21 protein-coding genes and 1 tRNA gene are annotated in these 23,149 nt (G+C 55.7%); 7 read left to right on the forward strand and 15 right to left on the reverse strand.

Annotated features, from left to right (window positions below; genetic code table 11):
* Positions 1 to 2: 2 nt before the first annotated feature.
* From ACT3RR_RS05845 to ACT3RR_RS05855, 3 genes are read left to right on the forward strand one after another with little or no spacing between them, the layout of a single operon-like run.
* Positions 3 to 887 carry an ABC transporter substrate-binding protein gene (locus ACT3RR_RS05845; RefSeq protein WP_353502617.1) on the forward strand — a complete coding sequence of 295 codons (885 nt, stop codon included), beginning with the start codon at positions 3 to 5 and terminating at the stop codon, positions 885 to 887.
* On the forward strand, positions 884 to 2,911 hold the full coding sequence (gene fhuB / locus ACT3RR_RS05850; RefSeq protein ID WP_485901297.1) for a Fe(3+)-hydroxamate ABC transporter permease FhuB: 2,028 nt from the start codon (positions 884 to 886) through the stop codon (positions 2,909 to 2,911). The genes ACT3RR_RS05845 and fhuB overlap by 4 nt, the downstream gene beginning before the upstream one ends.
* Positions 2,912 to 2,936: 25 nt before the next feature.
* Positions 2,937 to 3,617 (forward strand): energy transducer TonB, encoded by a 681-nt coding sequence (locus tag ACT3RR_RS05855; protein WP_353502615.1) that lies wholly within the window; start codon positions 2,937 to 2,939, stop codon positions 3,615 to 3,617.
* Positions 3,618 to 3,628: 11 nt separating this feature from the next.
* Here ACT3RR_RS05855 and fbpC read toward each other — a convergent pair whose 3' ends face one another.
* From fbpC to ACT3RR_RS05890, 7 genes are all read right to left on the reverse strand, one after another.
* Positions 3,629 to 4,708, reverse strand: coding sequence for a ferric ABC transporter ATP-binding protein (fbpC, locus tag ACT3RR_RS05860; RefSeq protein WP_496199931.1), 1,080 nt, complete (start codon positions 4,706 to 4,708; stop codon positions 3,629 to 3,631).
* Positions 4,709 to 4,725: 17 nt separating this feature from the next.
* Positions 4,726 to 6,804, reverse strand: coding sequence for an ABC transporter permease (locus tag ACT3RR_RS05865; protein WP_496199932.1), 2,079 nt, complete (start codon positions 6,802 to 6,804; stop codon positions 4,726 to 4,728).
* A 205-nt stretch (positions 6,805 to 7,009) separates the two neighbouring features.
* Complete coding sequence (locus tag ACT3RR_RS05870) at positions 7,010 to 8,065, reverse strand: ABC transporter substrate-binding protein (RefSeq protein WP_396130290.1); 1,056 nt, start codon at positions 8,063 to 8,065, stop codon at positions 7,010 to 7,012.
* A 42-nt stretch (positions 8,066 to 8,107) separates the two neighbouring features.
* The gene (uhpC, locus tag ACT3RR_RS05875; protein ID WP_034791557.1) at positions 8,108 to 9,418 is read right to left on the reverse strand and encodes an MFS transporter family glucose-6-phosphate receptor UhpC; all 1,311 of its coding nucleotides are present in this window, start codon (positions 9,416 to 9,418) and stop codon (positions 8,108 to 8,110) included.
* Between the two features lie 90 nt (positions 9,419 to 9,508).
* Positions 9,509 to 11,038, reverse strand: coding sequence for an MASE1 domain-containing sensor histidine kinase (locus ACT3RR_RS05880; protein ID WP_353502611.1), 1,530 nt, complete (start codon positions 11,036 to 11,038; stop codon positions 9,509 to 9,511).
* On the reverse strand, positions 11,038 to 11,661 hold the full coding sequence (locus ACT3RR_RS05885; RefSeq protein ID WP_353503995.1) for a response regulator: 624 nt from the start codon (positions 11,659 to 11,661) through the stop codon (positions 11,038 to 11,040). Before ACT3RR_RS05885 ends, ACT3RR_RS05880 begins: the two co-directional genes overlap by 1 nt.
* Before the next feature lie 133 nt (positions 11,662 to 11,794).
* On the reverse strand, positions 11,795 to 12,763 hold the full coding sequence (locus ACT3RR_RS05890; protein ID WP_485901287.1) for a D-2-hydroxyacid dehydrogenase family protein: 969 nt from the start codon (positions 12,761 to 12,763) through the stop codon (positions 11,795 to 11,797).
* 219 nt (positions 12,764 to 12,982) lie between these two features.
* On the opposite strand from ACT3RR_RS05890, the gene ACT3RR_RS05895 reads away from it, so the two are divergent.
* Entirely contained in the window at positions 12,983 to 13,456 is a 474-nt protein-coding gene (locus ACT3RR_RS05895) for a DUF805 domain-containing protein (RefSeq protein WP_496199933.1), read from the forward strand.
* 63 nt (positions 13,457 to 13,519) lie between these two features.
* On the opposite strand, the gene ACT3RR_RS05900 is transcribed toward ACT3RR_RS05895, so the two are convergent.
* A complete protein-coding gene (locus ACT3RR_RS05900; RefSeq protein ID WP_496199934.1) occupies positions 13,520 to 15,985 on the reverse strand; it encodes a type III effector HrpK domain-containing protein in 2,466 nt (821 codons plus the stop codon).
* A 130-nt stretch (positions 15,986 to 16,115) separates the two neighbouring features.
* On the opposite strand from ACT3RR_RS05900, the gene ACT3RR_RS05905 reads away from it, so the two are divergent.
* On the forward strand, positions 16,116 to 16,655 hold the full coding sequence (locus tag ACT3RR_RS05905; RefSeq protein WP_353502607.1) for a DUF2058 domain-containing protein: 540 nt from the start codon (positions 16,116 to 16,118) through the stop codon (positions 16,653 to 16,655).
* Positions 16,656 to 16,682: 27 nt separating this feature from the next.
* On the opposite strand, the gene ACT3RR_RS05910 is transcribed toward ACT3RR_RS05905, so the two are convergent.
* From ACT3RR_RS05910 to ACT3RR_RS05930, 5 genes are all read right to left on the reverse strand, one after another.
* Positions 16,683 to 17,381: an RluA family pseudouridine synthase gene (locus tag ACT3RR_RS05910; protein WP_496199935.1), complete on the reverse strand. Its 699-nt coding sequence runs from the start codon at positions 17,379 to 17,381 to the stop codon at positions 16,683 to 16,685.
* 155 nt (positions 17,382 to 17,536) lie between these two features.
* Complete coding sequence (locus tag ACT3RR_RS05915; protein ID WP_353502605.1) at positions 17,537 to 18,781, reverse strand: MFS transporter; 1,245 nt, start codon at positions 18,779 to 18,781, stop codon at positions 17,537 to 17,539.
* 29 nt (positions 18,782 to 18,810) lie between these two features.
* Positions 18,811 to 19,086 carry an ectoine synthase gene (locus tag ACT3RR_RS05920; protein WP_496200062.1) on the reverse strand — a complete coding sequence of 92 codons (276 nt, stop codon included), beginning with the start codon at positions 19,084 to 19,086 and terminating at the stop codon, positions 18,811 to 18,813.
* A 138-nt stretch (positions 19,087 to 19,224) separates the two neighbouring features.
* The gene (locus ACT3RR_RS05925; RefSeq protein WP_353502604.1) at positions 19,225 to 19,404 is read right to left on the reverse strand and encodes a hypothetical protein; all 180 of its coding nucleotides are present in this window, start codon (positions 19,402 to 19,404) and stop codon (positions 19,225 to 19,227) included.
* 739 nt (positions 19,405 to 20,143) lie between these two features.
* A tRNA-Asn gene (locus ACT3RR_RS05930) sits at positions 20,144 to 20,219 on the reverse strand.
* A gap of 231 nt (positions 20,220 to 20,450) precedes the next feature.
* Here ACT3RR_RS05930 and ACT3RR_RS05935 point away from each other — a divergent pair.
* Together ACT3RR_RS05935 and ACT3RR_RS05940 are read left to right on the forward strand one after the other, a co-directional pair.
* Positions 20,451 to 20,792, forward strand: coding sequence for a type II toxin-antitoxin system RelE/ParE family toxin (locus ACT3RR_RS05935; RefSeq protein ID WP_353502603.1), 342 nt, complete (start codon positions 20,451 to 20,453; stop codon positions 20,790 to 20,792).
* Between the two features lie 11 nt (positions 20,793 to 20,803).
* A complete protein-coding gene (locus ACT3RR_RS05940; RefSeq protein ID WP_034791537.1) occupies positions 20,804 to 21,106 on the forward strand; it encodes a helix-turn-helix domain-containing protein in 303 nt (100 codons plus the stop codon).
* A 94-nt stretch (positions 21,107 to 21,200) separates the two neighbouring features.
* On the opposite strand, the gene rutG is transcribed toward ACT3RR_RS05940, so the two are convergent.
* On the reverse strand, positions 21,201 to 22,529 hold the full coding sequence (gene rutG, locus ACT3RR_RS05945) for a pyrimidine utilization transport protein G (protein ID WP_496199936.1): 1,329 nt from the start codon (positions 22,527 to 22,529) through the stop codon (positions 21,201 to 21,203).
* Between the two features lie 74 nt (positions 22,530 to 22,603).
* Positions 22,604 to 23,134, reverse strand: coding sequence for an NADH-dependent FMN reductase RutF (gene rutF / locus ACT3RR_RS05950; protein ID WP_496199937.1), 531 nt, complete (start codon positions 23,132 to 23,134; stop codon positions 22,604 to 22,606).
* Positions 23,135 to 23,149: the final 15 nt, after the last annotated feature.

Raw genomic sequence — 23,149 nt, forward strand, 5'->3', positions numbered from 1 at the left:
GCATGAATCGTCGTCAGTTTCTGCAACTCGCACTGGCCCTGAGCGCAAGCTCGGGGCTTTCCCCTCTCTGTAGCTTGGCCGCCGGAGGACCCGCGCCGCGCTGGGTGATCCTCGACTGGGGCCTGACCGAAATGGCGCTGGCGCTCGGCGTGGTGCCGGTCGGCGTGGCCGCGCCACAGTGGTATCGCCGCCTGTATGGCGAACCCGCGCTGCCTGCCGACGTCGCTGACGTGGGCCTGCTATTCCAACCCAATTTTGAAACCCTGCGCGAACTGCGTCCGACGCTGCTGCTGGTGACGCCCGGCCATCTGATGGCGAAAGCCCAACTGGAGCAGATTGCGCCGCTGTTGGTGCTCAACACTTACAGCAGTTCTCCGCTCGAGCAGGCGCAGGCTAATTTGCGCCAAATGGCGGGCGCGCTGGGGCAACCTGAGCGAGCCGAGCAGATCATCGCCGCCGTGAATGCGCGGATGGACAAAGCGCGGCTGGCGGTTCAGCCTTTCGCCGACACGCCGCTCTATCTGGCCCATCCGCTGGAGATTTTGCATCTGTACCTGTTTGGCAAAGGCAGCCTGTTTGATGACGTGCTGACGCGCCTCGGCCTGAAAAATGCCAGCCAGTTGGCGACCAGCGCGCAGGGTCTCGCCATGACCTCGGTGGACCTGCTCGCCGCCGGAGGCCGTGGCCGCGTGGTGCTGCTGCCTTCCTATCCGCAGCCTGATATCAGCGACATTACCGGCTCGGCGCTGTGGCGCAGCCTGCCGCTTTTGCAGCCGGAAAACTGCATCACCTTGCCTGACGGCTTGCCGCAAAATGGCGCACTGATCACCGCCGTGCGCTTTGCTGAATCTCTGGCGCTAGGCCTGCAACAGCGAGGTCGCGCATGAGCCAAATCCCGCTGACAAGCCCGGCGCATCCCGCCACCTCTTTACTAAAAAATTCGCCGCTGTGGCTGTGCATTTTGCTCTATCTCGCTGCATTGCTGCTCAGCGTGCAGCAGCTTTCACAGCTACTGCCGGTGGCCCAGTGGAGCCAGCTTTGGCACGCGGATAGCCTGCTGGCGGGGGCCAAGCCAATTATTGCCCATGAGATGTGGCTGCCGCGCCAGTGGATGGCGGTTCTTTGCGGCATGGCCTTGGCCTTTACCGGCGTGGTGATGCAGCAGGCGCTGCGCAACCCGCTGGCAGAACCCATGACCCTCGGCGTGGCATCCGGCGCCACGCTGGCCCTGACCATGGTCAGTCTGGCGGCTCCGGCGTGGCTGGCGTGGGGCCGCGAATGGTTCGCCATGGGCGGCTCGCTGGTAGCCATGCTACTGGTGTTTGTACTGGCGTCGCGGCAGGCGTTTTCGCCACTGGCGCTGATCCTCGCCGGGATGCTGGTGAATCTCTATTGCGGCTCAGTTTCTCTGCTTTTATCGATTATTTACGACCAGTCGCTGGCGGCGATTTTCATCTGGGGCGGCGGTTCGCTGGTGCAGGAGAACAGCCAGACGCTGTTCTGGCTGCTGCCGCGTCTGGCGATTTGCGTGGTGCCGGTGCTACTGATGTTGCGGCCGCTCGGCCTGATGGCGCTGAATGAGCAGGTCACGCGCTCCCTCGGCATGTCGCCGGTGGCGGTGCGCAGCGTGGTTATCCTCTGCGCACTGGCGATCAGCAGCTTGGTTATCAGCGCCGTCGGGGTGATTGGCTTTATCGGGCTGGCGGCTCCGCATCTGGCGGCGCTGGCAGGAGCGCACAAGCTGCGCCAACGGCTGCTTTGGTCGCCGCTGATTGGCGGAGGCTTGCTGTGGCTGACCGATCAGGGCGTCAGTCGACTGACGGGGATTAACGGCATGCTGCTGCCGACCGGCATGATGACCGCGCTGGCCGGAGGCCCGCTACTGCTGTGGTATCTGCCGCGCATCCGCAGTATTTCGCTGCAAGCTATTAAGGAGACGGTGGCGCAAAGTCAGGCACGTATTCTCAAGCCGCGCTTTGGTCTGGTGCTGTTGCTGCTGGTGGCGAGCATTGTGCTGTCGCTGGCGGTGGGGCGCACGCTGCACGGCTGGCACTGGGACGCGTGGCACGACGTGCTGGCGCTGCTGCCATTCCGTCTGCCACGGATGATTGCCGCGATGTCAGCCGGGGTGCTGCTGGCGGCGGCCGGGGTGATTATTCAGCGAGTGACCGCCAACCCGATGGCTAGCCCTGAGCTGCTGGGGATTGGCGCGGGGGCGTCGCTGGGTATTACGCTGATGCTGCTGATTATCCCAACAGCCGGGATTGCGGGCATGATGCTGAGCAGCGCGGTCGGCGCGTTTATCACACTTTTACTGACTCTGTGGACGGCGCGACAGGGGCGATTTACCCCACAGCGCGTGCTGCTCAGTGGTTTGGCGATCACCGCGATTTTCCAGTCAGTAGCGGGAGTGGTGATGACCAACAACGGCATGGCGGCCAACATGCTGCGCCAACTGATGACCGGCTCGACCTACTACGTCACCACGCCGATGGCCGTCGCCGCGCTGGCTCTGGCGCTGCTTCTATTGCTGTTTACACCGCTGGTGCGGCGCTACCTGCTGCTGTTGCCGCTGGAGTCGGTGCCGCACTCGCTGGGTTTACGCACCCAGCGCGCCCGCCTGACGGTCATGGCGCTGGCGGCGCTGATGACCGGCGTTGCGACGCTGATTGTCGGGCCGCTGTCGTTTATTGGCCTGCTCGGCCCGCACATCGCCCGTCAGCTTGGGGCGCGACGCCCGCTGGCCCAGCTGCTGCTAGCGGTGATGATTGCGGCGCTGTTGATGATTTTTGCTGACTGGCTGAGCCGCAATCTCCTCTATCCACGCCAGTTACCCGCCGGGTTAATGGCAACGCTACTCGGCGGCCCGTGGCTGGCCGTCCTGCTTTATCGGCGGCAGCATGTTAGCTGAATCCGCCTTTTCCGGAGATTCTCCCATGCCGAAACGCGGCCTGAAAATGCTGATTATTGCAGCGGTGGTCCTGCTGTTGCATCTCGGGCTGCTGCTGTTTCTGCGTATGAACCCGCCGCAAGTTGCTGAGATTAACGCGCCGCTGATGGCGGTCGAAATGGTGCAACTGGCCCCAGAGCCTCAGCATGAGCCAGAGCCTATCCCCACGCCGCCAGAGCCGGTTAAACCGGTAGAAAAAACGCCGCCGCCGGTGGTGGAGAAGGCGGCCATAAGCCTGCCGAAGGCGGAAAAGCCCAAGCCGCGCCCGGTGCATGACGAGAAGCCGAAACACCCGCCAAAACCCCAACCGCAGCACGAGGCGCAACCCGCCACTGCGCCCAAGGCTCCGGCCCTCAGCAAAGCCCCGGCGGCCAGCAAAGTAGTGACGCCGCCGCAGTTCAGTGCGGCTTACTTAAATAACCCCGCGCCGGACTACCCCCGTTTGTCGAAAAAGCTGCACGAGCAGGGTACGGTGAGATTACGGGTGGAAGTCAGCGCCAACGGGCTGGCGGCGTCGGTGGCGGTCAGCCAGTCGAGTGGCTATCCGCGCCTCGACGAGGCTGCCGTGGCGGCAGTGAAGCGTTGGAAGTTTATTGCGGCGAAGCAGGGCGACCAGCCGGTGGCCGCCCAAGTGATTGTACCGTTAGTTTTCGCGCTGGAGGGCTAACGGCGGCTTTCTTAGACTAAAACGAACATGCCGTAAGGGTGGATTTGCAGGTAGAACTGGTCCCCGGCGCTCGGCTGGAGCTGGGTGGCGTTGACCTGCAACAGCAGCGATTGGCCGTTCCACTCCACCGTCACTTCATACTGCGGCCCCATGTAGGCGACGTGCGTGATGAAGCAGCGCTGGCTGTCGTCGCCCTGCAAACCCAGCGTGATGGCCTCCGGGCGAACTCCCACCGTGCACTGTTGCAGCCCGTCGGCAAAGCCTGCCGGTTTCGGGATGTGGTAGCCGAAGATCTCCACCGTTTCGCGGTGCAGGTCAGCCGGGAAGACGTTGGCGTCGCCCATAAAACTGGCCATAAAGCGCGACGCGGGCTGGCGATACAGCTCCTGCGGCGCGCCAATCTGCATAATTTTGCCTTTATTCATCACCAGCACGGTATCGGATACCGCAAACGCCTCGCTCTGGTCGTGGGTGACGTACAGCGAGGTGATGTTGAACTGCTGCTGTAACTCGCGGATTTTCTCGCGCATGCTGCGACGCAGGTTGGCGTCGAGGTTACTCAGCGGCTCATCGAACAGCAGCACTTTCGGTTTGAGGATCAGCGCGCGGGCCAGCGCCACGCGCTGCTGCTGGCCGCCGGAAATCTGGTCCACGTAGCGATCTTCGAAACCTTCTAAATCCACCAGAGAGAGCGCCTCACGCACTCGCTCGCGAATTTCCGCCTTAGGTCTTCCCAGCATTTTCAGGCCATAGCCAATGTTCTCGCCCAGCGACATGTGCGGGAACAGGGCATAAGACTGGAACACCATGCAGATATCACGCTGCTGGATGGATCGGTCGGTCACGTCTTCGCCATCAATGAAAATCCGGCCCTCGGTTGGCTTCTCCAGCCCGGCGACCATGCGCAGCACGGTGGTCTTGCCGCAGCCGGACGGGCCGAGCAGGGTAACCATTTTGCCTTTGGGGATCGCCAGATCCAGGCCTTCCAGCACGGTATTATTTCCAAAACGCTTGGCGACGCCCTTCAGTTCAACAAAGCTTTTGGTGGTTTCAACCGGCGCGCGGCGCTCGGCTTGTAGAATCGTTGTCATAACAGCTCACTCCAGAATTATTGGCCGGTTTTGGCTTTGGAGCGGGAAATGCGCGCTTCGCCAACCAGATAGTCAAAGATGAAAATGATCGCCAGCATCACCACGATAAGAATCGAGCCGTAGGCGATAGCCACGCCGTACTCGCCGTCTTCCACGCGGTTAAGGATGTAGGCCGTGGCGACGCGGGTGTCCGGCGTCACGAGGAAAACAATGGCGCTGACGGTAGTAATGGCGCGCACGAAGCTGTAAATCAGCGCCGACAGAATCGCCGGGCGCAGCAGCGGCAGCAGGATGTACATCACGGTGCGCATCGAGCCAGCGCGCAGGCTGAGTGAGGCTTCGTCGAGGGATTTGTCCAACTGACCCAGCCCGGCGATACCGGCGCGGATACCCACCGGCACGTTACGCATCACCATCGAAATGATCACGATGGCGGCGGTTCCGGTGAGGTAAACCGGCGCGCTGTTAAAGGCCAGAATGTAGGAGATACCCGCCACGGTGCCCGGCACCGCGAAGCACAGCATGGTGCTGAACTCGATGGTCTTTTTGCCGCGGAACTGCTGGCGCACCACGATGTAGGCGATGAGCAGGCCGAACAGCGCGGTGATGGGCGCGGCGATACCGGCGTAGAAAAGGGTGTCGAGCAGCGAAGGCCAGGCCCCGTCGCTAAAGCCTTGACCAAACAGCTTGGTGAAGTTAGCGAAGGTCAGGGTGTAATCCACGCCCCAGTTGACGGTGAAGCTGCCGTAGAAAATGCTGCCGTAGAGTAGGGCATTGAAGGCGACCCAGATGGCCAGGAGCAGCGTCACGCCCCACACCAGCGTCACCGGCAGCGGCTGCACGTCGCCACGGGAGGTTTTGCCAGAAATGGTGACGTAGGAGCGTTTGCCAATCCACATGTACTGCACGCAGAACACCAGCAGCGAGAACACCAGCAGAATCACCCCGAGGGTGCTGGCGGCCTGATAGTCGAGCTGCGCGCCGGTAATGTAGAAGTAGATTTGCGTGGCCAGCACGTCGAAGTTGCCGCCCAGCACCAGTGGGTTACTGAAGTCCGCCAGCGACTGCACGATAACAATCAGGAAGGCGTTAGCCAGCGCCGGTTTCAGCAGCGGCAGGAAGACGCGGTGGAAGGTCTGCCAGCGGCTGGCGCGCAGGGTGTATGAGGCTTCTTCCAGCGAGGGGTGAATGGTTTTAATCGCGCCGTCGAGGATCATAAAGGCCATCGGCGTAAATGCTAACACCTGCGCCAGCCAAATCCCGGTAAAGCCGTACAGCCAGTTAGTGTTGGTCAGCCCAAACCAGTTAGCCATAAATTCAGTGACATAGCCCGAGCGGCCCATCATCAGCGTGACGCCCAGTCCGACGATAAACGGCGGGGTGACAATCGGCAGAATCGAGAACACTCGGCCAATGATCGCCGAACGCTTGGCAATGCGCGTGGTGTAAATCGCCAGCACTAAGCCGAAGAAGGTACAGCCAATCCCTACCGCCACGGAAAGCAGGAAGGAGTTCCAAATCACCTGCAAGATGTGCGACTGGCCGAGCACGGCCATAAAGGCCAGCGGCGCAAATTCTCCGGCGTCGTTGGTGAACATTGGGATGAAAATCGCAATGCTTGGGAAGATGATAAACACGCCAATCATGGCGATGATGCAAATCAGCGAGCCGAGCACAAAACGGTCGCCGCCCAGCCACTCAAGGCGTGACAGGGCCAGCGTGCAGACCGCGCCGAGGGCGATGAAAATCCCGATGCTGCCGTAGCCAAGGCCGCGCCCGACTAAGGTGGCGCTGACAAACATAAACAGCGCGCAGAACACTGACCATGCGGCGTCGAACTGGTGGCGACGGCGAGCTTCCAGCCGCTGCGCGTGGCGCGGGCGGAACAGCAGAACCATCGGCAACAGCAGCCACAGCAGGCTGACGTTCAGCCCCGACCAGCCGTAAGCCGCCAGAATTTCGTCCGCGGTGGATTCCAGCAAGCCATAGTCGAGGCTCCAGGCTGGCAGCAGTGCAAAGGCCAGCAGGATAAGCCCCAGCCACGCGAAAATCGGGTCGCGGCGCTGGATATCAGGCAGGCTGAGTGTATGAGACATGTTGTCCCCTCACATTTTAGGTGTTGAAAGAAAAAACTGAGTTAGAACCACTCTGCTCGTTCTAAAAGAAGAGCAGTTTTGCTCCCTCCCCTGGTAAGGGAAGGGCTGGGTTGGGGTATAAATGGCATCTCTGGCGTTGCCTGCCTCATCCCAGCCTTCCCCCTGAAGAGAAGGCGCTTTAGGCACTCAATAAATCGCGTGGGCCTTATTGTGTCGCTTTGCCCATCTTCACTTCGTTAACCCATTTAGTGATCAACGCCTTACGCATATCGGACGCGCCGTACTTGTCCATGTCGTAGTTGATCAATTTAAGGTCACTCATTTTCAGCGAGTTTGGCGAGGTTTCAGCCGTGGTGTTGGTGAGAATTTGGTAGGACTGACCTTTCTTCCACGCCAGCTCCTGCGCGTCTTTGGACAGCGCCCAGTCGACGAACAGCTTGGCGTTGTCCAGGTTGCGCGCGCCTTTCAGGATGCTGACACCGCCAATCTCATAGCCGGAACCTTCACACGGGGAGATCAGCTTCAGCGGCGCGCCGCTCTCTTTCTCCTGCGCGTAGTCGTGCAAGAAGCCGATACCAATCGCGGTTTCACCACGGGCGGCATTGCGGGCCGGGGCGATGCCCGACTTGGTGTATTGGGAGATGTTGCCGTTGAGCTGTTTCAGGTAGTCGAAAGCCTGATCCTCGCCCCACAGCTGGGAGAAGGTCGCCAGCGCGGTGTAGGCCGTGCCGGAGCTTTGTGGGTCGGCGATTTGGATTTCGTTTTTATAAATCGGGTTGGTCAGGTCCTTCCAGCACTTTGGCTCTGGCAGGTTTTTCTCTTTCAGGCGATTGGTGTTCACCCCTATGCCCAGAATGCCGATGTACACCGCAGAAGAGTAGTTGCCTTTGCGCTTCGCCGGGTCGCGGAAGTTCGGCATGATCTGCTCGAGGTTCGGCGACTTGTAGGCTTGCAGCAGGTCCATTTCACCGGCCTGAGATTGCGGATCCAGCGTGCCGCCGTACCAGACGTCAGCCTGCGGGTTCTTTTTCTCCGCTTCGACTTTTGCCAGCGTGCTGCCGGAGCCGTTGCGGATAAACGAGGTCTTCACGTCGTACTTCTCGCCGAAGGCTTTGGTTTCTTCTTCACACATGGCGTTGGTGGCGCTGCAATACACCACCAGGCGGCCCTTGGCTTGAGCCGCGCCGGTGAAGGCGGTGAGGGCCACGGCGGCGGCCAAAAGCGAGTATTTGTAGAGGGTAGGAGAGAGATGTTTTTTCATGGTGTTTTACCTTTTCTTCTTATGTTGTGGGACAGAACCTTGTTATATGTCCGGCGGCGCGGCGCTCAGTTCGCGCTTACTGATACCCGCCATCATCATCGGCATCAGCAGTAACCCAACGCAGGCCGAAGCCAGCGTCAGCACGGCGAAGAAGCCGGACCAACCGTAATGCTGCATCACCACCGCCAGCGGCCAACCCGCCAGTGCGGCACCGAGGTAGGCAAACAGCCCGAGAAAGCCGGTCACCGTGCCCGCAGCGTCTTTGTGTGAATACTCCGTTGCTGCCAGCCCGATCAGCATCTGCGGGCCGAAAACAAAAAATCCGATACTGAAAAAGCTCAGGGCCAACAGGCCGAAGTGGTGGACCGGCGCCAGCCACAGGGCGGTGACCGTGACGAACAGCCCGAGCGAAAACAGCAAAATCATTGGGGCGCGCTGGCCGCGAAACAGCAGGTCGGAACCCCATCCGGCGAACAACGCGCCGAGCAGTCCGCCCAGCTCGAACAGCGACAGCGTGGCGTTGGCGCTCAGCAGATTGACGCCGTGATTCTCCGCCAGCCAGATATTGCCCCAGTCATTTAGCGCGATGCGGATCAGGTAGACCAGCACGTAAGAGACGCCGAGCAGCCAGATGGTGCGGTTCTGCAAAATGGTCTGGCGCAGAATTTGCGTCATGCTCATCGGCGGACTTTGCTGCTCCTGCCGCAGCTCCAGCGGGTCGCGTCGCCACGCGCCCACCGTCGGCAAACCTTGCTGTTGCGGCGTGCCGCACAGCTGGCGGCACAGCCATAATCCAATCACTATTGCCACCACGCCAGGCACTAGCAGCGCCGCCTGCCAGCCCCACATCGAGGCCAAAAGCCCGGACAGCAGGGGCACCGCCGCGCCGCCGATATTGATCGAGGTGTTCCAGCATCCCCACCAGAAACCGCGCTCATTGCGCGAATACCAGTGGGTCAGCAATCGGGCGCACGGTGGCCAGCCCCAGCCTTGAAAGAACCCGTTTAGCGTCCAGACCACCAGCAGCGCGGTCAGCGAATGGCAGAAGGCGAACAGGATATTCAGCACCCCGGTCATCAGCAGGCCGACACCCATAAACCAGCGCGCGCCGGTCTTATCGCTATAAATCCCCGAAACAAATTTCGAGCTGCCATAAGCCAGATAAAACAGCGTGCCGAGCAGGCCGATGTCGCCTTTGGTCAGGCCAAGTTCCAGTTGCATCACCGGCATCGCGAAATTGACGCTTTTGCGCGTCAGGTAGAACGCGGCGTAGCCAATCACCATCGACAGCAGCAGGTGAACTCGCCAGTAGCGATAATTTTTGTCGACAAGTGAGGCTGACATCTGGGACATCGTTTAACTCCAACCTTATGAGCCGAGTGTAGGCAGGTGATTTTTGCAGCGGATGAGACAAGGTTTTAGATGACTAGGAATTATTCCTAGTCAGGGGGGAGTTCTTTGCAAATCTGTGGGCAACTTAACAATTATGTGGGTGCCGTTGCGCTGTTCGAGCAGCCATTCGCCGCCCAAGGCGCGCACTCGCTCCTCAATACCGCGCAGGCCAAACCCTTCTTTGACGGGATGAGCAAAGCCCTTGCCGTTGTCGCTGACTTCCAGCACCAGCATTGGGTGCTGCTCGGTCAGGCAGATGCGCACCTGCGTGGCCTCGGCGTGTTTGCTGATGTTGTTGAGCAGCTCCTGCACCAGCCGATAGAGCGTGAAGGTTAGGGTTTCGTCGCGAGGCAGCTCCGGCAGCCGATAGTCGAGGTGAAAGTCGATACCCTGTTCGGAGAAGGCGAACTCGTTGGCCAGATGATGCAGGGCTTTATCCAGCGACATCTCGTCCAGCACCGGCGGGCGCAGCTGGCGCAGCAGCTGGCGGGTGGTGTGGTGAATGCGCTGCGACAACTCGCCAATCTGCTTCGCCGCGCTGTGGGTGGCCGGGCCGTGCGGGCTCCTGTCCACCAGCATGGCCTGAATCTGAATGGCAGTGATGTTCTGGCCGATCTCATCATGCAGTTCGCGGGCAATCTCTTTGCGCACCGCCTCTTCGGTATGCACCAGCCGCTCGGTGAGCTGGCGGCGGGTGTCCAGCTCCTGTTCTAGCTGCAAACGGTAGCGATTAAGATGCGACGCCAGCTGCTGCTGGCGGCTGATGGCTATTCCCAAGCCAATGCCGAGCAGCGCCTGGGTGGAGAGGAACAGCTCCAGCTCGAGCAAATCGTGAAACGCGCCGCTCATCTGCCGGGTGACGGTGATCATCAGGCTGCCAAGCACCGCCGCCAGCACGCCCCCCTGCCAGCCGAAGGCGTAGGCCATCACCACGTTGGGCAGAAACACCAAAATGATCAGCAGCCGCTCGACCTCCGGGGCCAGACTCATTTGCAGGCAAACGGCGAGGGCGAAGAACAACGAGCACCAAATCAGCAGCGAGGTGCGCAGCGGCGGGTCGGGGATCTCCTGCGCCAGCAGGTTTTGCAGATGCTGCTGTTTAAGATATTCGTAAATCAGATAGATAAAAGGCGTCAGCAAAATCCCGCCGGTGAAGGAGGCCAGCAGGGTTTGGCTCAGCGTCGCGCTCAGCCATAAACCCGGCACCGCCATCTGCAACAGGCTATTGCCCGCCACTGCCCCGAGTAGCAGCAACAGCCGCTGCCAATAGAGGGTAAAGCGCCGCCACAGATGCTGCACCAGCGCGGCGGGGATTAAGCTGAGCAGGGGCGACAGCAGCATGATCCAGTGGGTTTGCAGCTGTTCGCTGTGCAGCCAGACGCCAATTGCCGCCTCTGAGAGCAGCATGGCGGGCCAGTAGCGCCGCGACAGTAGCGTCATCAGCGCCAGTCGCAAGCCCTGCGGCAGCAACAACATCGCCTGCTGGCCGTTTTGGGTCAGATAGAAGCTGATCGACCAGAGCGCCAGCCAGCAGAGGCTGTAGAAAATCGCCAGAAAAAGGGTGAGACCGAGCTTTCTCATTAGGCAAGCAGGCTGTGCTGAATGGCGAAATGCACCAGTTCGATGGTGGTGTCGCACTGGAGTTTGCCGAGGATGTTGGCGCGGTGAACGTGCACGGTTTTGTGGCTTAGCTCCAGCTGTTCGGCTATCGCCTTGACGCTCAGCCCGTTAACCAGCAGGTCGAAAATCTCGCGCTCGCGGGGCGTGAGGGATTGCAGCGCCTTGGGCGTTTGCTGACTTTGGCGCAGCGCCAGCAGGGCGTCGGAGCAGAGATAGCGGCCACCGGCGTGGACGGTGCGCACCGCTTGCACCAGCTCCTCTGGCCCGCAGCGCTTGGTCAGATAGCCACTGGCCCCGGCGTCCAGCGCGCTTTGCACGAAGGCGGTGGTGTCGTAAATGCTCAAAATAATGGCGCGGAAATTGGGCCGCTGCTGGCGCAGGCGGCTCAGCAGGCTTAGCCCACTTTCATCTGGCATTGCGATATCCATCACCGCCACGTCAATGTTCATCTTCAGCAGCGACGACCAGGCGTTAGCCGCCGACGCGTACTGACCGACAATTTTGATGTCAGATTCCAGCCCCAGCAACTGAGCAAAGCCGGAGCGGACTACCACGTGGTCATCAATTAGGGCAACGTTAATCATCTGGAGTAACTGAATGTAAATGGAATTTACATAATGGTCATGAATGCTTGCCGCTGGCAACTGGCAGATGTGGAAATGCAGGGTGGGTAACGGAATTTGATTTAAGAATTCGCTCACCCATCCTGAGTAATCGTTAAATCGACAGCACTCTGACTGGGTTTCCCGCTAAGAATGACTCGATATTTTCGACCGCTTCACTGAAATAGATTTGATAATTCTCCGTGGAAACATAGCCAATATGCGGCGTCGCCAGCACGTTGGGCAGCGAGCGGAAAGGGTGGTCGGCGGGGAGCGGCTCGACGTCAAACACGTCCAGTCCCGCGCCGCCGATTTTGCCCTGTTGCAGTGCGGCAATCAGCGCCGGTTGGTCAACAATGGCGGCGCGCGAGGTGTTGATCAGCAGGGCGGAAGGTTTCATCAGCGCCAGATCGGCGGCATCCACCAGTCCCCGGCTGCGATCGCTGAGCACCAGATGAATCGATACCACGTCGCTGGTGGCCAATAGGGCTTCTTTGCTGGCCGCCAGCTCCACGCTGTGTTTAGCCGCGTGCTCGGCGGTGAGGTTTTGGCTCCAGGCCACCACTTTCATGCCAAAGGCGTGGCCTATCTTGGCCATCTGCTGGCCAATTTTACCCAGTCCAATTAGGCCCAGACGCTTACCGCTGAGGCCCAGTCCGACGGTGCTCTGCCACGTGCCGTTGTCGCGCAGGGCGTTATTTTCGGTGACCAGATGGCGGGCCAAACCGAGGATCAGCCCCCAGGTCAGCTCCGTCGGTGCGCTGCCGCCGCTGCCAGTGCCGCATACCGTGACGCCGTGCAGTTTCGCCGCCTCAAGATCAACGGAGGCATTACGCATCCCTGAGGTGATCAGCAATTTGAGCTTAGGCAGGCGGGCAAACAGCGCGGCGGTAAAAGGCGTGCGTTCGCGCATGATAACCACAATTTCGGCGTCGGCGAGGGTTTTCACCAGCATTTCTTCATCAGCAATGTGCTGGTTAATCACTTGGGTATCGACTTTATCGTCCAGCGAAGACCAATCGGCGTAGGTGAGGGCAACGTTTTGGTAATCATCAAGAATGGCACAGCGAATTTTGGCGGACATCGGACGATCCTTAGCGGAAAAGATTCATTAGCGAGTAAAGGATATATAACACCCCACCCAAATAATTCCAGCCAACATCTAAGGATGGGCACAAAAATGCCGGTTATTACAGGCAATGCTTCCCTCAGAGAGGAAGTTGCGGTAAAGAATGAAGCGAAAACAGAGTTAACACTTATATCAATAAATAATAGTAATAATTAATGGGGAGAGGAGTCAGGAATGACGGTCTGGCAATGTTATTTACAGGGTTGGAAGCGCTACGTTGATTTTAGTGGTCGCTCAACCAGAAAAGAGTTTTGGGTATTCTTGCTCGGCAGCATGCTGATTTCCGTGCTGTTGGGCTTCTCGGTTGCCATCATCACCACGCTGGTGGGGGTGACGAACGCCATCTTCTACGGCAGCCTGGCGCAGTGGATATTTTTGCTGGCGGTGATTGTGCCGATTATGGCCGTGGGCATCCGTCGCATGCATGACATCAACCGTTCCGGCTGGTGGTTCGGTATGCTTTATCTGATCCAACTGGCACTGCGGCTGATTAATACTATCTTGCAGCACTTCGCCTCGCCGCAGGTGTATGTCTACGCCAAGCTGACGCTGGGCACGCTGGCGTGGATCCCACTGATTTATGTCCTGTATTTGTGCTGCAAGAAAACGGCAGTGCCGCTGGCGGAACCCACGTTGGTCACGCCATAAATCGCGTTTTTGCAAAAGCGAAGGGGCCAGATTTGGCCCCTTTTTATGTGCTGATTGCCTCCATTAGCTTGGCGTTGGAATACCAAACTGTTTGAGGGTGGGGTCAACGTTGTGGTCGAAGGTTTTCTGATCTTTGTGCTTTTTCACCGCGTCAATAATGGCTTTGATCCCGAAACCTAAGCCCATCGCCGCGTCGACGATCCAGCCGACCGGCCCGGCGGCTGCACCCAGCGCCTCGGCAGCGGCAGCACCGGCTGCTTCACCTGCGACCGTGCCAGCCACGCGACCGGCCACGCTGCCTGCGATACGGCCCAGCCCCACGGAAGCGTCTTTACCCAAGGCTTCGGCGGCGGTGTTAAAGCCGAGTTTGCCCAGCTCCGAGCTGCCTTTGATGCCGTCATAAATGGTTTTCGCCGCGCCCGCTTTATCGCCCGATTTCAACTGCTCAGACACCGACGCCAGACCCGCGACGCTCATGATCCCGCTACCGCTGAGTGAGGCTCTTTTCGCCATGCTCAGCCCCATCTCGCTGGTTTGCTTCTCCACCCCTTCGCGCAGCTGCGAGTACATCTCTTTGCCGGTCATCTTGGTCAAGTCGCTATCTTTCGGCAGGGTGCCGGCGTCCTTCAGCGTGTTGAGGAAGCTCATGCCTTTGCTGGTGGTGCTTAGGGCTTTCATGGTGGCTTCGGCGTAGCCATCTTCCGAGGCCGCCGTCACGCTGTCTGGGATAGCATCTTCATAGGCGGCTTTCTTCTGATCGACACTCGCCAGTACGTCTTTGGCATCGGCCTTGCTGTTATTTTTCAGACCACTTTCTACCGCCTGACCTTGGGTAAAGTTCTGCTCGTAGGAAGTCTGAATTTGCTGTTTGAGGTCAGGGCGGCTGTTGATCACCTGCGCGGTGGTGGGCAGGTTCGCCCCTTTGCCCTGAAGGTCGCCCTGCAATTGCAGCTCTGAATTGAGGCTGTTAATGGCGTCGCTGTAATCCACCGGCTGCTGGTCTTCCGGCTTCTTACCGGCATTGGCCTTGGCGGCGGCGTCGCGCGCGGCCTGCATATCTTGGTCCATGGTTTTGCCTGAAATCAGATCCTGATAGCTTTGATTCACCGCCTTGCTTAGACCGGGGTCATTGCCAATCATCATCTTTTCCTGCCCAGGCACGGCCTGCGCCATAAACTTCTGCACGTCCGGGTCGCTCTGCAATTGCGCGATATCATCTTGCAGCGCCTGCGAGGTTTTGTCGGTTTTACGCAGCGAGCTGCCGCCATCTACTTGGCCCTGCGTTTGTTGCAGTTTGACCAACACCGCCGCTTTCTGCGCACCGCTGTAGTTTTGCGGGTTCTGGAACACGTCGGCCCCGAGATTGCTGATATCCACGTTTGCCACGGCGTTGCGGGTCGCCGCGTCATTCATCATGCTGGCGAACTCGCCGCTGTTGGTCGGCGCCTGCTTGGCGATCCAGTTGTCGATATTGCTGCCGCTGATTTTCTGATCCGGGTTGTGCAGCGCCAAATCTTTACCTTCTAACCCGCCCTGATCCAGCATGTATAAGAAGCCGGGCTGGGAGAAGGTTTTGGCCGCTTGCTGCAGAGCAGGGGACAAGCCCGGATTATTTTGCTGAATGGCCTTCAGCGAGTCGGCGGTGATGTAGGAATCAACCTTGCCGTTGGAGTCTAGCGAGGCGCATTTCACCAGAGGTTCGCTGGCGCGCAGCGTTGCCGCCGAGGTTACCATCTGCAAGGACTGCGGATCGGCATTAGGGTGAGCCTTCTGGTAATCCGTGACGTCTTTGACCGCCGCGTCGCGGGCTTTGTCCATATTATTGGCGAAGGCGGCATAGTCACCGTTGGTGGTTTTGCCATCAGGCTTGCCGCCGTGCTTGCCGACGTCAGTGGCGGTTTTCAGCGCCGGGTTGGCGTCTATAAAGGCTTTGGCATGAGCGGCGTCAGGGCCACCGGCCGCCGCCATCTTGGCCGCCGCTGCCGGGCGATTCATCTCTTTTTCAGCTTGCAACTGCTGGTCTGGCGGCAGGTTCGCCACCAGCGGGGCATACTTTTTTAACTCCTCGGGAGAAGAGTATTTCGAGTTATCGATAAAGTCAGCGTCGGCCGAAGAGGCAGTAGAACTGGCTGCAGCGCTAGCCGAACTGGCGGAGGTGGCTGAAGTTGCCGAAGTAGCCGAAGTCGGGCTTGCGCTCTGCGGCGCATTCACACCCGAGCTGGCGGGCGCTGGGGTGCCAGTCGGTGCAGATGGAGTGCCTGAAGCCGCGCCGTTTTGCACGTCACTCATTTTTCGCAATAAACCGGCAATCATCGACGCCAGCTCATTGATAATATCGCCCGGATCATTGGCGGCCGCCGCGCTGTTGGCCTGATTATTGGTCTGACCGTACTGAATTGACAGATTTGAACCCGAACTTGCCCGGTTCAAGGTGCTGGCAGGCGGCTGGGTTCCAAAAGAGGTTTCATCAGCCGACGAAGAAATTGAGCCATTGAAGGCCGGACCAGATTGGGAAGGCAATACGCGCATTTTAACTCACCTCAAATAGCTTCCTAAGCTAAGTGAGTGGTGAAAATGGCGGAGGAGTTCCGCCACCTAGCACTGCCTCAAAAATTACCGCTATAATCGCAGAAATTATTTAACGAGTTTAGAAACGAAAATGACAAAACTGACCTTACAAGAGCAACTGCTAAAAGCCGGATTAGTGACCAGCAAAAAGGTGGCTAAAGTTCAGAGAACGGCTAAAAAGTCACGGGTTCAGGCGCGTGAGGCAAGAGAAGCGGTGGAAGAAAATAAAAAAACGCAGCTTGAGCGTGATAAACAGTTAAATGAACAACACAAACAGGCTGTGTTATCTAAAGAACATAAAGCTCAGGTTAAACAACTGATTGAAATGAATAGAATTGATATTGCAAAAGGCGATATTGGTTTTAACTTCACCGATAATAATCTTATCAAAAAAATAATGGTGGATAAGGTCACTCAGGCCCAGTTGATTAGCGGGCGTCTCGCCATTGCTCGTTGGGTTACCGATAACCCGAGTGAGAGTCAGTACGCCATTATTCCTGCAAGCGTCGCTGATAAAATTGCCCAGCGAGACGCCGGCAGCATTGCTTTAAACAGCGCGCTCAGTCAGGAAGAGCAGGATGAAGAAGATCCGTATGCTGACTTTAAAGTGCCCGACGATTTGATGTGGTGATCAAGGGTTGCGTATGGAGGTTGTGGCTTAGAAAGGACTAGCATGACGGGCTTCGATTTTCACCCCGCTGATGGGATGCACAAAATGCAGCTCGCTGGCGTGCAGCATCAGGCGAGGTGTCTGTTCAGTCCCCGGCAGCAGCAGGCCGCCATACAAATCACAGCCTAAAATGGGGTGGCCCAGTAGCTGACAGTGAATGCGCAACTGGTGCGTGCGCCCGGTTTCTGGCGTCAGCTCCACCCGCGTCAAGGGTAGCAATGCGCCGTTTTCTAACTCACGGTAGAAGCGTTCAATCACCCGATAGCCGGAGCGCGCGGGCTTGCCGTGAATGGCGCAAATTGACATCAGCGGGAACAGCGCCGGGTCTTTGGCAATGGGCGCATCAATCACCCCTTCATCTTCATCCAGATGCCCGCAGAGCAGGGCGCTGTAGATTTTCGTCACGCTGCGCTGGCTGAACTGCTGGCAAAGTGCGGCATTGATTGGCTTATTGCGGGCAATCACCATCAGGCCAGAAGTACCGAAATCGAGGCGATGAACCAGAGTGCAGCCGGGGAATGTCTGCACCAGGCGATGATGGACCGAATCGAGATTGAGCGGATTTTTACCCGACAGGCTCAGCAGCCCGGCAGGCTTATTGATCAGCAGCAGATGCTCGTCCTGATAGAGCGTCTCGATCTCGTCGTGGCACGGCGGGGCGATAAAGGTATCGATAATCGTAGACATCAGGCTTTCCGCAGGAAGAGGGGGGGCGGATGATAACCAATTTTGAGCCAACTGACGAATCAGTCGGCGAAAACACCAAAGCAAAACGCCCGCTTAAGTTTCCTTAAGCGGGCGTTTTGCTATTTTATAAGGATTAACAAGTGTGATTTTCCCAGCTATGGACTTGTCTCGGTTGTATTTTTATTGTCGGTGTGCTCAGGTTGATAACCATCATATTTAGAGAGATAAACAATTAAAATAGCCAGTACGCACATACTTGCTGCGAGGATCCATACTACGAAGTAATCGCCCAGTCGTATTCTTAGATAACTCGCTAAAAAGGCCATTGCTCCGGCGCCAATCTGATGAAAAGCATTTGTCCATGAAAAAAGTGCTGGGCCTCTGTCAGAGAAAACTTTGTTGCATAAAGTAATCACGGGCGGAACGGTGGCAACATCTAAAATCCCAAAAAGAATTGCAAAAGTGATCAGGTTAACGTCTAGGTTGGAATTTAAGATAAATGGAAGCCAAAATAAAACCGCCGCCCTAAATAAGAAGACTGCCGCCAGGATATGTTTTGGGTTTATTTTATCGGTCAGCCAACCAGTCAAAAGCGTACCAATGATATTGGAGAACCCTATAATAAGAAGTATGGTGGATGCAACTGTAGCATGCATACCATGATCATGTGCTGCGGGAATGAAGTTGCTCCACATCAAACCATTTGTTGTTGCTCCACATATCATAAAGAACAGCGATATCACCCAGAATGTTGGAGACTTTAAACCATAGACAAGGTTGAAATACACTTCAGATATGGAATTTTTTTGTTTTAATTTTTTTTCCTTTTCATTTGTAGTTATAGGGCTAAAGATATTCATTATTATTGCTAAAAAAGAAATGATGGCACAACCGGCTAATGGATAAAACCATGCTTTTGATTCTGCAAGGTGGGACCATAGAGGGAGTAGTGCAAACTGCCCAACTACTGCTGAGGCCGTCATGATACCGACGGGTAATCCTTGATTTTCTCTAAAGTATCTTTGAGCAATATACGCACCATAAGCCATAGTTAGCATACCCGTGCCGCTTCCAACTAAAACACCCCATGCAAAGTTAAACACAATCGGATTAGGGATGAGCGCGATTGAAGCTCCCGCTGCCAACAAAAAAAGTGCCAAATATGTTATATTCTTAATTCCATATCGGTCCATCAGGAAAATAGAGAACGGGGCGACTAACCCATACAGAATCATATTTAATGACACTCCAAAGCTTGTGTAAGTTAGAGGCCATCCAAAACTGCTCTGAAACTGAGAGATTAGTAATCCTGAAAGAGTGGAAAACGAACCCGCTGTAAAGATAGTTAAAGATGCAATAACTACAATCAATTTTAGCTTTGAAGTGTCAGATAATTTCATATTTTCCTCTTTTAAATTTTATTAAAAAATCAAGATAGTTTGTATGAACCATCTTCATCATGGTCTTCATTGCCTGTGACTGGGGGATTAAACACGCACAGATATCTTGATAAAGAATTTTCAATTTCCTTAATGAACGGATTATCTTTCCAATACTTTTCAACTGCTGAGTGTGCAGTGATAAAGGCATCGTTATTTCCTCTTAATATCTCATTATGTTCTCCTGGGGACCAGGTATCATATTTTTCCTTAATAAAAATTAAGAATGGTAGAAGTCCGTAACCACTAATACTGTATTTTATAATCTAGGTGTCTTGGGAATAAGATGTTTTTTGTAAGGTTTTTATAAACATCTCTTTAGCTGATGTCATCATATCGATAGAGTCGGTGATTCCATCAGAGGTTATATATTCAATTAAATTTTTCTTAATTAAATAATTGTTCTAACCATAATTTAGTGCGCCAACTCCACTAAAAAAATCCGTATATTCATCACCACTCTCAGAAAATACTATTGATCCTTTCACATGATGAAAAATTTCAGGGAAGCTATGTGGATATGTCCTTACTTTGGATTCATACGTCGCTATGTAGTTAATTGGTGACTCCTGTACTTCGCTCATGATAACTCCTAGCTTAAGATTAAATATTTAATTTGGCTTTTTATTCACTCGATATGTAATAAAATTAATGTGATTTTCAGCCTCTGTCAAAATTACTACCCTCAATTCCTTATCTAAATATAGGGTTTTATTTTCTTGATTTTGGGAGTAGGCTCTTAACTTGCTGAATTTTAGGAGAAGAATTATTATCGGTGATGGATTATCCGCGGTATGATTATCTTGCCGGGATTCATCAATGGAATTTGTGTGCTTATATACAATTAGTTGATATTTTTTAAGGCTTTATATGGTAAACATCAGCTTGATATAATTGCTATCAGATTGGATCCCTTACTTACCTATTTAACCTATAAAAGAATGCGGGCGGTTATTTCTACTAATATTGTATTTGAAATTGAGAAGCACTGAGAAGCACTGAGAAGCTCAGAAGCTCAGAAGCACTGAGAAGCTGAATTCGCCTAATAGGTATAAACCTCATAACCAGATATCTTGACGATTTTTGAAGGGTATTTAAATTCTAGCTTTCAGTATTGATAAGGAACGCGCTACAGGTGGTCATTTCTAGTCGATCTGAAGTGACACAAAATCTGGCTGCGAATTTTTCCGGTGTAGGGAGATTGAAAACGTATGGGAAAGATTTTCACACTAGTTTTTTGAATTAAAAAGTGATTCATAAATAGGCATAAAAATCCCAAAGCAAAACGCCCGCTTAAGTTTCCTTAAGCGGGCGTCTCTAATATGGCTCCTCTGACTGGACTCGAACCAGTGACATACGGATTAACAGTCCGCCGTTCTACCGACTGAACTACAGAGGAATCGTTGGAACGGGGCGAATAATAGCGACTGCCCGCAGGCATGTCAAAGGGTTAACGAAAAATAGATGTTGTTTGGTGAGTCTTTGGTCAGGTTGTTGATTTTTATAGCGTGGTAATTTGGAATACGCCTCGCATGGCGTGAAAACAAACCCTTTCTCATCCCCTCCTTTGGCTTATTTTAGTGCTTTGTTAATCTCTGAATATATATTACAGTCTATAAAAGGTGGCGCCATGTGGACGGTACTAACCACGGATTTGTTTGATCAATGGTTTGATCAGCAAAATGATGGAACTCAGGAGAAAGTTCTTGCGGGTTTATTAGCTCTTCGTCGAGGAGGGCCGCAGCTCGGAAGGCCGTTGGTCGATACTGTTTGTGGCTCGGGTTACCCGCACTTGAAGGAGTTGCGGATACAGCACAAAGGGGAGCCACTTCGTGCTTTCTTTGCTTTTGATCCTTTCCGCCAGGCCATTGTACTGTGCGCGGGGAGCAAAAAGGGCAAGGAAAAGCAGTTCTACAAACGGATGCTTCACATTGCCGATCAGGCGTATCTGAGGCATCTACGGGAAGAATAAGGAGCATTAAAATGGCGAAAAATTTACAAGACTTACTGGCTGCACGCAGCAGTGAAAGCCAAAAGCGCATCTCCGAGGCGGCTGATGAAATGCTGCTTGAGGTGAAGCTCTACGCCCTGCGCGAGCAGTTGGCGATGTCGCAGGCGGCGGTAGCCAAGGCGATGGGAATTAGCCAGCCTTCGGTGGTGGCGATTGAGCAGCGCGGCAATGATATCAAGCTGTCGACCATGAAACGTTATGTTGAAGCGATGGGCGGGAAACTGCGTATTGATGTCGAGCTGCCTGACGGCAAACATACAAGCTTTGTGGTGTGAGCAGAAAGAAAAAACCGGCTGCTAAATCGGACGGGTGGACCGAATAACAGCCGGTGATCATCAAAATTGATGAGCTAAGGAGAAACTGAGGTCGTCAGTTACCTTTTAATGCAGCTTCTGTGCCAGTTTTTGTGAGTCGACGATTTTTAAGTAATGCATTGAGCAAGATAGCGCCGAAGGTTGCCGTGCCGATACCGCCCAGCGTGAAGCCGCCGAGCGTCAGGGAGAAGTTGCCCGCGCCCAGCACCAGCGTCACTGCGACCATTATCAGGTTACCGTTTTCATTGAGATCAACCTTGTTCTGCAACCAGATGCGCGCCCCTGAAACCGCAATTAAACCAAAGACCACGATGGATGCCCCGCCGAGTACCGGGCCGGGAATGGTGTGGATCACTGCACCAAATTTGGGAGAGAAGCCCAAAACGATGGCAACGGCGGCGGCGGCAACAAAAATAAGCGTGGAATAGATTTTGGTGACCGCCATGACGCCAATGTTTTCTGCATAAGTGGTCACGCCGCTGCTGCCGACCGCGCCGGAGAGCATGGTTGCCAATCCGTCGCCAACAAAGGCGCGGCCCATATAAGGGTCGAGATTTTTTCCGGTCATGCCCGCCACGGCCTTGATGTGCCCGAGGTTCTCGGCCACCAGGATCACCGCGACCGGCGCGATCAGCAGCATGGCGTGAGTGCTAAACGTTGGGGTAGTCATGGTCGGCAGGCCAAACCACGCGGCTTGCGAGATGATGCTGAAATCGACCGGTTTGCCTAACCCCAGGCCGTTAGTGACGACTACGTAAATAGCGTAGGCGGCGACCAGCCCCAGCAAGAGCAACAGCTTTTGCACCAGCCCGCGCGTAAATACCGCCACGGCGCCGATGCACAGCACGGTGACCACCGCCATCCAGCTGTCGAATGAAGAGGCGGACACGCTGTGAATGGCGATGGGTGCCAGATTCAGGCCGATCGCCATGACCACGGCGCCAGTTACCACCGGTGGCATCAGCTTTTCAATCCAGCGCGTCCCGACTGCCATCACCACAAAGCCTATCAGCATATACACAGCGCCACAGGCGATAATGCCGCCGAGGGCTAAGGCGATATTCGGGTTGGCGCCTTGCCCGCTGTAGCCCGTCACGGCAATCACCAGCCCGACAAAAGAGGCGCTGGAGCCAAGGTAGCTAGGCACTCGCCCACCAACCACCAGGAAGAATAGCAGGGTGCCAATCCCTGACATTAGGACGGCCATGTTGGCGTCAAAGCCCATCAGCAGCGGCATGAGCACCGTCGCGCCAAACATGGCTACCGTGTGCTGTATGCCCATCACCATCGTCTGCCCTAAGGGCAGACGCTCATCCGGCGCGACAACGGCGCCATCCAGATTGCCCTGCCGTAAACGCCATTTTGGAAACCAGGAATTCGCCATATTGTGCTCCGCAGTGAGAAAACATCACGAGTAAAGGTGAAAACAGCCTGCTATGACAGGCGCGTTAGGGCCCATTAAGAACCTGAATTTGCCGCGCGCATTAAGGAGTGATAGCGGCGGTCGAAATAGGCCAGTCCGTGGCTTTCATCGTTGCGCAACAGCGCCACGGCTTCGCAGATCAGAATGTCGTGAGTGCCGACGCTGGTGATTTGAGTGATGTTGCAGTCGAAAGAGACCAGAGCGCCGCTCAAAATGGGCGAGCCGGTTGCCAGCGTTGACCACTCGGCGGCCTCGAATCGCTGTTCCATCGGCGTTTTGCCGCCAAACAGGTTGGATAGCGACTCATGGTTATGGGCCAGCGTGTTGACGCACAGCACGTGGTTCTGTTTGAACATCGGGTAGACCGAGGCCGAGCGATTCAGGCACACCAGCAGGGTCGGTGGGGTGTCGGTCACGCTGCACACCGCCGAGGCGGTAAATCCGGCGCGTCCCGCCGGGCCATCTGTCGTGATGATGTTCACCGCCGTGCCGAGCCGCGCCATAGCATCGCGAAAATCCTGCTTTTCCACCGGCAGGGTCGGGTGATGTGGGGTTGCCGTTTGCATCAGGTTTCTCCCTTT

Source organism: Ewingella sp. AOP8-B2-18 (assembly GCF_052376015.1).
GTDB classification, from domain to species: domain Bacteria; phylum Pseudomonadota; class Gammaproteobacteria; order Enterobacterales; family Enterobacteriaceae; genus Ewingella; species Ewingella allii.

What these genes read in the sequence shown, in the direction of transcription:
- ACT3RR_RS05845 (WP_353502617.1), top strand. Translation starts at nt 3, where the DNA reads ATGAATCGTCGTCAGTTTCTGCAACTCGCACTGGCCCTGAGCGCAAGC.
- fhuB (WP_485901297.1), top strand. Translation starts at nt 884, where the DNA reads ATGAGCCAAATCCCGCTGACAAGCCCGGCGCATCCCGCCACCTCTTTA.
- ACT3RR_RS05855 (WP_353502615.1), top strand. Translation starts at nt 2,937, where the DNA reads ATGCCGAAACGCGGCCTGAAAATGCTGATTATTGCAGCGGTGGTCCTG.
- fbpC (WP_496199931.1), bottom strand. Translation starts at nt 4,708, where the DNA reads ATGACAACGATTCTACAAGCCGAGCGCCGCGCGCCGGTTGAAACCACC.
- ACT3RR_RS05865 (WP_496199932.1), bottom strand. Translation starts at nt 6,804, where the DNA reads ATGTCTCATACACTCAGCCTGCCTGATATCCAGCGCCGCGACCCGATT.
- ACT3RR_RS05870 (WP_396130290.1), bottom strand. Translation starts at nt 8,065, where the DNA reads ATGAAAAAACATCTCTCTCCTACCCTCTACAAATACTCGCTTTTGGCC.
- uhpC (WP_034791557.1), bottom strand. Translation starts at nt 9,418, where the DNA reads ATGTCCCAGATGTCAGCCTCACTTGTCGACAAAAATTATCGCTACTGG.
- ACT3RR_RS05880 (WP_353502611.1), bottom strand. Translation starts at nt 11,038, where the DNA reads ATGAGAAAGCTCGGTCTCACCCTTTTTCTGGCGATTTTCTACAGCCTC.
- ACT3RR_RS05885 (WP_353503995.1), bottom strand. Translation starts at nt 11,661, where the DNA reads ATGATTAACGTTGCCCTAATTGATGACCACGTGGTAGTCCGCTCCGGC.
- ACT3RR_RS05890 (WP_485901287.1), bottom strand. Translation starts at nt 12,763, where the DNA reads ATGTCCGCCAAAATTCGCTGTGCCATTCTTGATGATTACCAAAACGTT.
- ACT3RR_RS05895 (WP_496199933.1), top strand. Translation starts at nt 12,983, where the DNA reads ATGACGGTCTGGCAATGTTATTTACAGGGTTGGAAGCGCTACGTTGAT.
- ACT3RR_RS05900 (WP_496199934.1), bottom strand. Translation starts at nt 15,985, where the DNA reads ATGCGCGTATTGCCTTCCCAATCTGGTCCGGCCTTCAATGGCTCAATT.
- ACT3RR_RS05905 (WP_353502607.1), top strand. Translation starts at nt 16,116, where the DNA reads ATGACAAAACTGACCTTACAAGAGCAACTGCTAAAAGCCGGATTAGTG.
- ACT3RR_RS05910 (WP_496199935.1), bottom strand. Translation starts at nt 17,381, where the DNA reads ATGTCTACGATTATCGATACCTTTATCGCCCCGCCGTGCCACGACGAG.
- ACT3RR_RS05915 (WP_353502605.1), bottom strand. Translation starts at nt 18,781, where the DNA reads ATGAAATTATCTGACACTTCAAAGCTAAAATTGATTGTAGTTATTGCA.
- ACT3RR_RS05925 (WP_353502604.1), bottom strand. Translation starts at nt 19,404, where the DNA reads ATGAGCGAAGTACAGGAGTCACCAATTAACTACATAGCGACGTATGAA.
- ACT3RR_RS05935 (WP_353502603.1), top strand. Translation starts at nt 20,451, where the DNA reads ATGTGGACGGTACTAACCACGGATTTGTTTGATCAATGGTTTGATCAG.
- ACT3RR_RS05940 (WP_034791537.1), top strand. Translation starts at nt 20,804, where the DNA reads ATGGCGAAAAATTTACAAGACTTACTGGCTGCACGCAGCAGTGAAAGC.
- rutG (WP_496199936.1), bottom strand. Translation starts at nt 22,529, where the DNA reads ATGGCGAATTCCTGGTTTCCAAAATGGCGTTTACGGCAGGGCAATCTG.
- rutF (WP_496199937.1), bottom strand. Translation starts at nt 23,134, where the DNA reads ATGCAAACGGCAACCCCACATCACCCGACCCTGCCGGTGGAAAAGCAG.